The organism is Microbacterium altimontanum (genome assembly GCF_058349865.2).
Genome location: NZ_JBYRJB020000011.1, coordinates 88,054 through 96,690, shown reverse-complemented (window position 1 = coordinate 96,690; position 8,637 = coordinate 88,054). Strand labels below are relative to the sequence as shown.

Annotated in this window: 8 protein-coding genes; 1 reads left to right on the top strand and 7 read right to left on the bottom strand. The window is 70.3% G+C overall.

Annotated features, from left to right (window positions below):
- The 4 genes from AC3RX1_RS16715 to AC3RX1_RS16700 form a co-directional block, all read right to left on the bottom strand.
- On the bottom strand, nucleotides 1-359 hold a 359-nt coding region (locus AC3RX1_RS16715; protein WP_491502332.1), incomplete at its 3' end, for a hypothetical protein.
- 44 nt (nucleotides 360-403) lie between these two features.
- On the bottom strand, nucleotides 404-1,144 hold the full coding sequence (locus tag AC3RX1_RS16710) for a hypothetical protein (RefSeq protein ID WP_491502331.1): 741 nt from the start codon (nucleotides 1,142-1,144) through the stop codon (nucleotides 404-406).
- 13 nt (nucleotides 1,145-1,157) lie between these two features.
- Nucleotides 1,158-1,673, bottom strand: a complete 516-nt coding sequence (locus AC3RX1_RS16705; protein WP_491502330.1) for a hypothetical protein — start codon at nucleotides 1,671-1,673, stop codon at nucleotides 1,158-1,160.
- Between the two features lie 12 nt (nucleotides 1,674-1,685).
- Nucleotides 1,686-1,838 carry a hypothetical protein gene (locus AC3RX1_RS16700; protein ID WP_491502329.1) on the bottom strand — a complete coding sequence of 51 codons (153 nt, stop codon included), beginning with the start codon at nucleotides 1,836-1,838 and terminating at the stop codon, nucleotides 1,686-1,688.
- A gap of 172 nt (nucleotides 1,839-2,010) precedes the next feature.
- On the opposite strand from AC3RX1_RS16700, the gene AC3RX1_RS16695 reads away from it, so the two are divergent.
- Nucleotides 2,011-2,535, top strand: coding sequence for a DUF1643 domain-containing protein (locus AC3RX1_RS16695; protein ID WP_491502328.1), 525 nt, complete (start codon nucleotides 2,011-2,013; stop codon nucleotides 2,533-2,535).
- Here AC3RX1_RS16695 and AC3RX1_RS16690 read toward each other — a convergent pair whose 3' ends face one another.
- The 3 genes from AC3RX1_RS16690 to AC3RX1_RS16680 are packed head-to-tail and all read right to left on the bottom strand — an operon-like array spanning nucleotide 2,536 to nucleotide 8,599.
- On the bottom strand, nucleotides 2,536-2,841 hold the full coding sequence (locus tag AC3RX1_RS16690; RefSeq protein WP_491502327.1) for a hypothetical protein: 306 nt from the start codon (nucleotides 2,839-2,841) through the stop codon (nucleotides 2,536-2,538).
- 47 nt (nucleotides 2,842-2,888) lie between these two features.
- Entirely contained in the window at nucleotides 2,889-3,470 is a 582-nt protein-coding gene (locus AC3RX1_RS16685) for a helix-turn-helix domain-containing protein (RefSeq protein ID WP_491502326.1), read from the bottom strand.
- On the bottom strand, nucleotides 3,470-8,599 hold the full coding sequence (locus AC3RX1_RS16680) for a telomere-associated protein (RefSeq protein ID WP_491502325.1): 5,130 nt from the start codon (nucleotides 8,597-8,599) through the stop codon (nucleotides 3,470-3,472). Before AC3RX1_RS16680 ends, AC3RX1_RS16685 begins: the two co-directional genes overlap by 1 nt.
- Between the last annotated feature and the right edge of the window lie 38 nt (nucleotides 8,600-8,637).

The window sequence follows — 8,637 nt, the reverse complement described above, 5'->3', positions numbered from 1 at the left end:
CCTGCGGGTGCAGGCTGAGCGCTGCGCGCCCAGACCCGGGCACCCGGCAAGCCGGGCGCTGCACCGCGTGCCCCTCGTGGGCGGGTGCTGGTCATGGATGTGAGGTTTCGGCGCTGCGCGCCGAAGCCGAGCCCGTGGGGCGGGCGCCGGGGGTCAGCGCCGGATGCTGCCGGCGAGCTCGAATCGAGCACGGTCACCAGCAGGTCCGCTCCCCCGCTCGAGCTCGCGGCCGCGATGACGAGGCCGGCTGCGCCGACCCACGCGAGGATGCGGGTGAGCTCTCGTGCGAGGTCGGCGATGGCCCGAGCGGTGCGGGTGATGCGGTGGAGGCTTCGGCGAATGCGTTGGTGGGGTGTCACATCCACCATGTACGCGGCGAGCTCAGAAAACCCGCGGGCAGGTGTCAATCGGCGGCGGGGCGAACGCCGACCTGGGCCTTGCTGCGGGTACGCCGGCGGGGGTTGCGGCGGTAGGAGCTCAGGGGCTTGCGGGGGGCCTCGGCGAGCCACGCTTTGGATCCGCCGCGGGAGAGCTTGCCTTCGGGCATCTGCACGCGGAACGGGTAGACGTCCTCGAGGATCTCGAGGCGGGCGATGGTGGCGGCGAAGTAGTTGGGGAAGGTGAGGATCTCCGCCGGGGGCAGGTAGTGGCCGTGTGCGTCTTTCGCTCCACCCTGCAGCATGTTCCGCTGCGCGGTGGCGGAGCGGTCATGCTTGGCGATGCGCGCCACCATCACGGGGGCGCCGGCGATCTTGACGATCGAGAGGTCGTGGCGATCGAGCCAGCCCTTGTGCCCCCAGAGGTCGGCGCCTTTCTGCGGGTCAGCGGTGACGATCTCGAGGTTCTGGCGCGCGACGATGAGATCGGAGTGCTCGAGCTCGAAAGCGCCCTGCGGCGGCCGCACGAGGTCGATGACGGCCTGCATCTTGCTCGCGGGCACGCCGCTGCGCACCCACCGGCGGATAGTGCCATCGGTGACCCCGAGGACGGCGCCGGCGGTGCGTGCGTCGACGTTGCCGCGGCGGTTGTAGCTGCCGAGCGCCGCGCCGAGGATCTGCGAGAGCCGGTGCGATCCCCAGGCCTGCTCGAGCACGGCGAGATCCGCGTGCTCGGTGGTGCGCCAGAGGGGCGTGGGGTCGGTCATGGGGTTCTCGGTGTCAGCCGGCTGCGACGTCGACGCCGCGATAGATGAGCAGCTGCTGCAGGAAGGGGTGCTCGGTCTGCTTGTAGAGCTTCTTGATCGTGGCGGTGTCGACGGCCGGCACCTGGGCCTTCTCGCTGGTGACGATGACGGGCAGGGCGAGGTCGTCGTAGATCGCTGCGCGGAGGGCCACGCGATCGCGCAGGTCGATCTCGCGGCCGAGGATTTCCGCGGCCGCGGGCACCGCGGCCCGCTGGGCTTTGGTGAGGGGTCGGGCCTTCACGCGGCCCTTGCCAGTGGTGCTGCCGGCGCGCCGCTCGGCGATGAACCTGTCGGCGTCAGCCTTGTCGAAGAGGGGCTGCCGGTGCCCGGCTGGGGTGATCGGGCGGGGGAAGTTCTCGAGACGCTGCGCGTTGGTCTCGCTGGCGTAGGCGTAGATGGTGCGCAGCTGCACGTCGAGCTCTTTGGCGAAGTAGTCGTAGCCGACGAGCTCGGCGCCGGCGATCTGCTGGACGGGGTTGGTCTTGGCCATGGGGTGCCGCTCCTAGGTCGTGGGGATCTCTCGGTGGCCGTCGTCGGCCATGCGCTGCAGGACGGTGGTGAGCTCGTCCTGCGGGATGTAGAACGTGGTCACGCTCTCGATGTGCTCCTGCAGGTCGGTGAGGAATCGCGCGGTCTCGGCGGGGTGCAGGCTCATCGCTGCTCCTCGTGAGAGGCGCCCCAGCTGGGGCTGGTCGTCGTGGTCACCTGCTGTCCCTCCCTATCCGTCGAAGTTGAGTGCATGTGACCTACACAACACTAGCCCGGGTTTGGTCGATCGCGCAGCGTCGACGTGGCGCGTCTACGGTGAGAGTCGGGAGGGTGCGGTGGTGAGCGACGTCTGGATGTATGAGCACAACGTCGACGACTCGGCGCGTTTCGTGCTGGGCACAGTGGGTGAGAACCCGTTGATCTGCGTGGGTGTGAACCCGAGTACTGCGGTGCCGGGAGACCCGGATCTGACGGTGAGCAAGGTGATGGGGTTCGCGGCGCGCAACGGCTTCGACAGCTGGGTGATGCTGAATCTCTACGCGCAGCGGTCGACCGATCCGAGAGGTATGCACCTGGTGCACGATCCGGTGCTGCAGGCGGAGAATGAGCGGCATATCGCGGCGCTGGTTGCCGGTCGTCCGCTCACCCTGCTCGCGGCGTGGGGCGAGTTGATCAAGACCCGCAGCTACCTTCGGCAGCTGCTGGCCGGCATCGTGGCTGTGACGGACGCCTCGGGGTGCGAGTGGGTCTCGATCGGCGACCTGCTCAAGAGTGGGCATCCACGCCACCCGTCTCGAGCGGGTTATGCCTTGCCCCTACGGCCGTTCGATGTCACGGGGTATCTGCGCGCCCTCGGGGCGTGACTAGAGTCCCATTTCGAGCGCGGTGGCCGCGGAGCGGGCGATGAAGATAGAGCTCAGCGCTGCGGCCTCGCCGATGCGGTCGTTCCGCTTCATGTCGGCGAAGATCATGCGCGCCTCGGTGGTGAGCTCGTCGTCGGTCGGGAACTGCGAGATACGAATGCGATCGAACGTGCTGAGAGGGCCGTCCGGGATCTGAGTCTGGGGACGCTCGTAGACGATCCGGTCTTCACGGTCGTGGTCGTGAAACGAGATGATCACGGTGCACTGGGTCGAATAGTCGACGGTGTCGGAGCGTCGGGATGTCATGGTGCGACCCAATCACAGATCGTCGTGGTGAGCGGCGGTCGCGGGGCTCAGCGCCACTGCATCCCGTCGACGCCGTGGAAGCGCCAGGTGCCGGAGTCGGTGTACCGGCCGGGCTGCGCGTAGATGCCCTCGAGGTAGCTGAGGGCGCCGGTGTCGCCGCCGTTGCCCCAGGCGTCGATGAGTCCGCGCTGCTCGTCGTCGGTGAGGTGGATGTAGCTGTTCCCGTTGCGGTTGTAGCCCATGTCCTGGGGGTCGGCGGAGAGTCCCTGCACGCCGTGGACGATGAGGGTGCGGCGATCGCCGGGCAGGGCCGCCTTCGCGCGCTTGGCCATCTGCGTGCGGCCGCGCTTGGTGGTGACGGTCTGGCGGGTGCGGTCGGTGAGCTTTTTGAGGAGCTCGGGTCGCGGCTGTGAGTCGCCCTTGATCCAGCGCTGGACGGTGCGCTGGGAGACGCCGAGGCGGGTCGCGGCGGTCTTGGTGTCGATGGGGTGACGATCGCTCTTGCCGGCGTAGAGGTAGCGGAGCATGCTCGCCGGCGAGGACGAGACGGTGGAGTAGTCCTGGCCGGTGAAGAACCGGAAGAGCGCGTTGCGCTGGGCGATCGCGTCGGAGGCGTTGTCGTCGAGCATCAGAAGATCTCCGAGAGGTCGTTCTTACCCTCGTAGGGGCGCGCCTGGCCGGTGAAGTACTTCGCGTGCTCGGAGAGAGCGGCGGAGCCTTCGTACTTGAAGCTGCCGAGCCCGCGGCCGTAGTGCTCGGGCTTGCCGGGCCAGGAGGTCTCGGCGTCGAGGTCGGGGCTGGTGTAGACGAGGGTGTCCTTGCTGATCGCGACGGGCCAGCGGCCGGTGTCGCGGCCGATCTGGAACACGCGGCGCAGGATGTTCGCGCGGGCCTTGGCGATGATGTGGTCGTAGCGGTGGGGGGCGTAGCCGAGGCGGCCGTTGCGGTGGAGATCGCTGGCCATGATGCCCAGGCCGGAGACGTAGACCTTCTTGAGCAGGTCGCGGGCGATCTGGTCGTTGGGGTTGTCGGTGTCGAGCAGCTGGCGGGCTTCGCGCATGCGCTTCTGCCAGGTGTCGAAGATGCGGCCCTTCTCATGCCACAGGTAGGCCTCGTGGATCTCCGGCTCGACGCCGAGCTCGGCGGCGAGCTCTATGGTGGGCGTCGCGACCCAGATGCGGCTGCCGGGGGTGGCCTGTCCGGTCACGCCGCGGGGGCTGAACAGGTTGGGGGTGAGCCAGTGGCCGTCCTCGGGGATGGTGATGTTCCAGTAGCCGGGGAGCTTGGTGAACGGCAGCGGCTCGGGGTGGTGGGTGGGAGATCCGATGCCGACCTCGAGGCCGGCGACGGCGGCGAGGTAGGAGCCGCCGCGGTCGAAGGCGTGCACCCAGCTGTGCTGCTGCTCGTCGGGGGTGAGGGTGCGCTGCCAGTCGAGGTCGGTTTCGGCGTGGCCGGCCTCGCGGAGCACGGCCGGTGACTCGCAGGACTCGAAGAGGCGCTCACGCTCGGTGCGGGGGTGCAGCGCGAACGCGAGATCCAGGCCGGTGCTCGAGGGGGTCTTGCGGTAGGGGAAGCGCAGCGCGCCGCTGAACCGCTGCAGCCGGTCGGCGACGTCGAGCGGGGTGGGGTCGTCGGCGAGGATGACCTGCTGGAACGCCGGCGGCAGCGCGGGCAGGAACCCGATGAGCACGCCGAGCTCGGGGTTGTCGTCGTGCCAGACCTCGATGCTGGGGTCCAGGGAGTCCTTGCCGGAGACCTGGAATCCGGCGGTGCGCGCCTCGGCGATGAACGGGGTGCCGGCGGTGGCCGCCTGCAGCTTCTCGCGGTACTGGAACGCCATCGGGGTAGGCAGCTTGTCGAAGGGAATCCCGAGGGTCAGCGCGTAGTCGCGGGTGATGTAGACCTGGCCGCGCTCGGTGCGCCGCAGCTTGCTCGGGCCGGTGTTGATCTGGGTGCCGAGGGAGAGCTTGGACGCCAGCAGCGCGATCTGCCCGGCGTGCACGATCGGCTCCTCGAGGTCGACGCGGCTGCCATCAGGCAGCCACACGCCATCGGTGTGCAGGACCGCGACAGAGGCGCGGAACGTGCCGCGGCGAGCGGCCGGCGCGGCGGCCGGTACGGGGGCCGGCGGTGCGGCGGGAGCGGGTGCCGGGGCCACGTCGGCCGCGGCCGCGGTGGGCGCGACGTCGTCGACGGGGCCGGTCGGCTCGTCGGCGAGGTAGGGGTCGGTCGGGGGGTACTCGTCGGCGGGCGGCTCCTCGTCGACCGGGGGCTCGTCGGTCGGCGCGGTGGGGCCGGAGGGGTGGATGTCGAACAGGCCGGGGTTGGTGTCGGGGTCGTGGCCGCCGTCGCTGTCGGTGGTGGGGTCGTCGCCGTCGTTGTCGGAGCCGAGGAGAGCGGACAGCGGCAGATCCCAGACGCGCATCTTCTGGCCGCCGATGCGCCGAGCACCGGAGCGCTTGCCTTCGTGGTCTTTGGTGAGCCATCCGTGGCTCTCGAAGCTGCTGGCGATGGAGTGGGTGGTCTCGGAGAAGACCTCGTCGGCGCGGCTGGCGACGGTGTTGGCGACGCCGATCGCGACGGAGGGGATGAGGTAGACGCGCTGCGCGTCGCCCTCGCCGACGATGACGCCGATCCGGGCGCCCATGGGGCGCCACTGCGGCATCTCCCCCGCGCTCTGGTTGACCCAGCCGAGGCTGGCTGCGTCGTCGGGGGCGTCGCCGTGCTGGGTGCTCAGGTGCGCGCCGCCGGAGATCAGCGCTTCGCGGAGGAACGCGAGCAGCAGTTCGCCGGCGTCGGAGGAGGCGGAGTCCTGCAGGGCGACGGCGTCGTAGATCCCGTCGCGCGCCCAGGCGTAGAACTCGTTGGCCTCGTCGGTGGTGATGGCCTCGTACTCGCGGAGCATCTTGAGCATGATGTAGATCCCGCGGTCGAGGTCGACGGCCATGTTCTCGAGGCGGTTGCGGACGCCGGAGTCGTGGGGCAGGTCAGCGAGGCGGCGTTCCCAGTAGGTGTCGGTGGCCAGCGGCGAGCTCGTGTCACCTTCGATGGCGGCCTGGATCTCCTCGAGCATCTGGTCGCGGCGCTGGGCGACCCAGTGGATCAGCGAGGAGCCGAGCAGGGAGCGGGCGGCGCGGTAGCTGCGTGACTCGAGCCGGGCGAACAGGGCCTTGCCCTTGTCGACGGACTGCGGGTGCAGCGGGATGTTGAGGATGCGGGTGTCGGCGGAGCCGGTCGCGGTGAGCTCGCCCGTGGTGATCAGGTTGGCCTCGATCGGGCGGTCCTCGCGTACTCCGCCGCGCTGGGTGGAGACCTTGCGGCCGGTGGAGTTGAACCGCATGCGGGCCAGCTCGCCGAGGCGGTTCTGAGCCTGCTTGGCGTTGCCGTCCGGGGCGAAGTCGTCGATGAGCAGCGGCAGGTGCGAGACGGTGTTCGCGCTGCGGATGAGGCCGAGCGCGGAGCCGCCCTTCGCGGAGCCGGAGAGCATTTCCTTGACGCCGTGGTAGTGGACGTCGGGGGCGAAGTACTGCACCGCTAGCCGGCCGTGTGCGGACTTGAGGGAGGCGCGGCCGCCGACCAGGTGCACGGTGGCGTCGTTGGGCTTGAGCACCGATCCCCACGACTGGGCGAGCAGCGGGGCGATCGCGCGGCCGAGCAGCCAGGAGTCCTTGGCTTCGAGGGTGCCCTTCTGCCAGGCGGCGCGGAGCTCGGCGGCATCCGTCGACGGGGCGGGGAGGGCGAAGACGTTGAACAGCGACGGCTTGACCTCGACGTCGTCGATCGCGCCCTCGGTGCCGATCGCGCCGGTGGAGTGGACGAAGAACGGCTGCCCCGCCGCGGTGGTGCGCCATCCGAGGGTGGTGTAGACGAGGCTGTTGCTGGCCACGGTCTGGCGGGCTTTGCGGATCGCGTCCCACGCCTGGTCCTTGCCGCGGCGGGTGGTGGACTCGATGAGGTTGGGCCAGGGCAGCGCCTGCGCCCAGGTGCCGGTGCGCAGCTGCTCCTCGTCGAACTTCACGAGGGTCGATTCGATCTGCGGGTGGCCGGTCTCCTCGTCGGCGACGGCGTTGCCGCGGGCGTCGCGGACGTAGCGGTAGAACCGGATCGCGATCATGTGCGGGGAGCGGGCGATCTCGCTGTCGGTGCCGTCGTCCTCCACGGCGACGGTCTCGATCTCGGCCCAGCCGTTGAGGACCGCGGTGTAGCGCGGCTCCCACTTCTGCTTGCCGTCCTCGTCGGCATCCTCGGCGAGGACCCACTTCACACTGACGGTGATCCCGTCGACGACGTCGTACTCCTCGCGCTTGATCACGGCCCGCTTGCCCGAGTCCCCGCCATCGAACCGGGGGCCGCGGCCGCCGTTGCCCTTGCCGCCGCCGGCGCCGCCGGCGCCGCCGGCTGCACCGCCGGTCTGGAACGAGACATTGAGGGTGCGGGGGTCGCGGGCGGGCTTCTCGCCGGCCGCGTCGACGTCGGCGGTCTCGGGAGCATCGGTTTCGGCCGGGGTGGTGCCGAGGGTGGCGGTGACATCGGCGGGGACGTCGAGACCGGCGATCTGGTACGTGTCGCGGGCGATCTCCGCGGCCTCGCGGACGGTCGCGGTGAGCTCGTCACGGGCGGCCTCGGCGCGGTGGCTCAGCTGGTGGGCGATCAGCGGCTGCAGCGACGTGATCCGCTCGAGCCGCTTGGACGACTCGCGCGCCCACGCCTCGGCGTTGCGCTCGGCGATGCCACGGTCCTGACCCTGTGCGTCCAGCTGCGCCCGGGCCTCTTTGCGGCAGATCTCCACCTGGACGAGCAGCTTCACGGCCTCGGCCGCGGCATCGAGCGCGGTGGCGTCGTCGACGGAGATCTCGACGAGCGTGTCGGTGGTGCCACCGGCGTCCAGGTGGTCGGTGAAGTCGGCCTTGCGGTCGGTGAGCGCGGGCAGGTAGGCGCGGGCTTCGATGCGCTCGCGCAGCAGCTGCGCGGTCACGGATGCGGCGCGCTTGTAGCCGGCGTGGTCGTTGTCGACGACCAGGTGCACGCGGCAGCCGCGGAAGTGGTCGACGAGCTCGGCGGGGAACGCGGTGGCGCCGCCGGCGTTGGTCGTGGCCACCAGGCCCTGCGCGATCGCGTTGTCGGCGTCCTTCTCCCCCTCGAGCAGCCAGACGTCGCTGCCGGCCGTGACGGCCTCGGTGACGGCGCGGAGGTTGTACAGCAGGGGGGCGAAGCCTTCGGGCTTGCGCTTGACGAACCGGCCGTTGGCGCCGCGGTAGCTCTGGGTGAAGCGCTTGTGCCGGACGCCGTCGACGACGGTCTCCTCGCGGTGCACCCGCTGCTGCACGATGCCGTCGACGTCGACGTACTCGTAGGCCTTCACTCGCTCCCACTTGGCGCCGGTCAGATCCGGGGCCGGGGTGGCGAGCTCTTCGCGGGTCAGGCGGGGCGGCAGCGCCGGGCGGCGAGGGCGGGGGGTGCGGTTCTGGGTGCGACGATCGGCGGGCAGCGGGGCGTCGAAGAGATCGCTCACGGTCAGACCCAGGTGAGCGGTGATGTCGGAGACGGGCGCCTCGCACCCGAAGCAGTGCAGTGCGATCTTCCCGGCCCGCGGGTCGTAGCGAACGCTCAGCGAGGGGTTCGCGTCACCGTGCACGGGGCAGAGGGCCTTGAACGTGTTGGCGCGGCGGGTGGGCTTGTAGCCTCCACGGTCCAGCGCCTCCCACACGCGGTCGAGAGAGTTCATCGACGCGGCGGTGCCGGGGATCTCGAGAGTCATCGCAGCACCACCCCCTCGACGGGGTAGCGCGCAGGGAT